Consider the following 1,517-nt stretch of genomic DNA (forward strand, 5'->3'; position numbering starts at 1 on the left):
GGCGCGCGACCGGCGTGAGGGGACGTGGGGGTATGTGCGCACGGAGCGCCGAGCATCATCTGGCGTCTTTGGACTTGAGGCGTGACGCAGGGATAGCGAGTACGCACATACCCCCGCGGCCCCGCCCCACCGACGAGAGACCGCGCAGCACCGCCAGGGCGCAGACGCCCACGCACCCGCACACCGACGGACGACAGGCGCCCCCGCCCAAGGCGCCCCGCCAGGCTCACGCCTCACGCCTCACGACAGGAGTAACCACCGCATGACCGATGCCGCCGCCCTGCCCGGCCAGCCCCGCGGCGGGGTCCTCAGTGGCCCCGCCACCGCCCGCGCGGTCAACGTCCTCGCCCCCAACCCCTCCGCGATGACCCTGGACGGCACGAACACCTGGATCGTCGCGGAACCGGACTCCCCGCTCGCCGTGGTCATCGACCCGGGCCCGCTGGACGACGCCCACCTCAGCCACGTCATCGAGACCGCCGAGAAGGCGGGCAAGCGCGTGGCCCTGACGCTCCTCACCCACGGCCACCCCGACCACGCGGAGGGCGCGTCCCGCTTCGCGGAGCTGACCGGCACCCACGTACGCGCCCTCGACCCGGCCCTGCGCCTCGGCGACGAAGGCCTCGGCGCCGGCGACGTGATCACCACGGGCGGCCTGGAGATGCGCGTCGTCCCCACCCCCGGCCACACCGCGGACTCGCTCTGCTTCCACCTCCCCGCCGACCGCGCGGTCCTGACGGGCGACACGATCCTCGGCCGCGGCACGACCGTCGTGGCGCACCCCGACGGCCGCCTGGGCGATTACCTGGACTCGCTGCGCAGGCTCCGCTCCCTGACGGTCGACGACGGCGTCCACACGGTCCTGCCGGGCCACGGCCCCGTGCTCGACGACGCCCAGGGAGCCGTCGAGTTCTACCTCGCGCACCGCGCCAACCGCCTGGCCCAGGTCGAGACGGCGGTGGAGGACGGTTACGTGGAGGCGGCGGACGTCGTCGCGCACGTGTACGCCGACGTGGACCGCTCGCTGTGGCCGGCGGCGGAGCTGTCGGTGCGGGCGCAGCTGGACTACTTGAGGGAGCACGGCCTGATCTGAGGAGCGGGCCGGAGCCGATGAGCCGACGCGACTAGGGGCCGGTAGGGGCCCCGAACCACCCCGTACCGCCCATAGTCTGCCGACCGTCCCGACACCCCGGAACACGTACCGCGGCACATGCACCTCGGCACACGCACCTCGGCACCTCGACGGAAGGCAGGCGGTCGTCCGTGGCGACAGTCCTCATCACCGGTTGCAGCAGCGGCATCGGCCTGGAGACGGCGTTGGCGTTCGCGCGGAGAGGGGACCGCGTCCACGCCTCGATGCGGAACACGGCGAAGGCGGAAGACCTCCGCACACGCGCGCGTGCAGAGGGCCTGGACATCGGGATCGTGGCCCTCGACGTCACCGACGACGCGTCCGTGACCACTGCGGTCCGCGCGGTCGAGGACCGCGACGGCGCGCTCGACGTCCTCGTGAACAA

General features: G+C 73.3%; 2 protein-coding genes. Both read left to right on the forward strand.

All coding sequences use genetic code 11. The features are described from left to right. Positions 1–262: 262 nt before the first annotated feature. Positions 263–1,093: an MBL fold metallo-hydrolase gene (locus AOK22_RS35455; RefSeq protein WP_055702812.1), complete on the forward strand. Its 831-nt coding sequence runs from the start codon at positions 263–265 to the stop codon at positions 1,091–1,093. 170 nt (positions 1,094–1,263) lie between these two features. Continuing rightward, positions 1,264–1,517, forward strand: a 254-nt coding sequence (locus AOK22_RS35460) for an SDR family NAD(P)-dependent oxidoreductase (RefSeq protein WP_157872387.1), incomplete at its 3' end; no start/stop codon positions are given.

This window comes from Streptomyces silaceus, assembly GCF_001419745.1.
In the GTDB taxonomy this organism is placed as follows: Bacteria; Actinomycetota; Actinomycetes; order Streptomycetales; family Streptomycetaceae; genus Streptomyces; species Streptomyces silaceus.

Excerpts from the sequence above, each read along its gene's own strand:
- AOK22_RS35455 (WP_055702812.1), top strand. The coding sequence starts at position 263 with ATGACCGATGCCGCCGCCCTGCCCGGCCAGCCCCGCGGCGGGGTCCTC.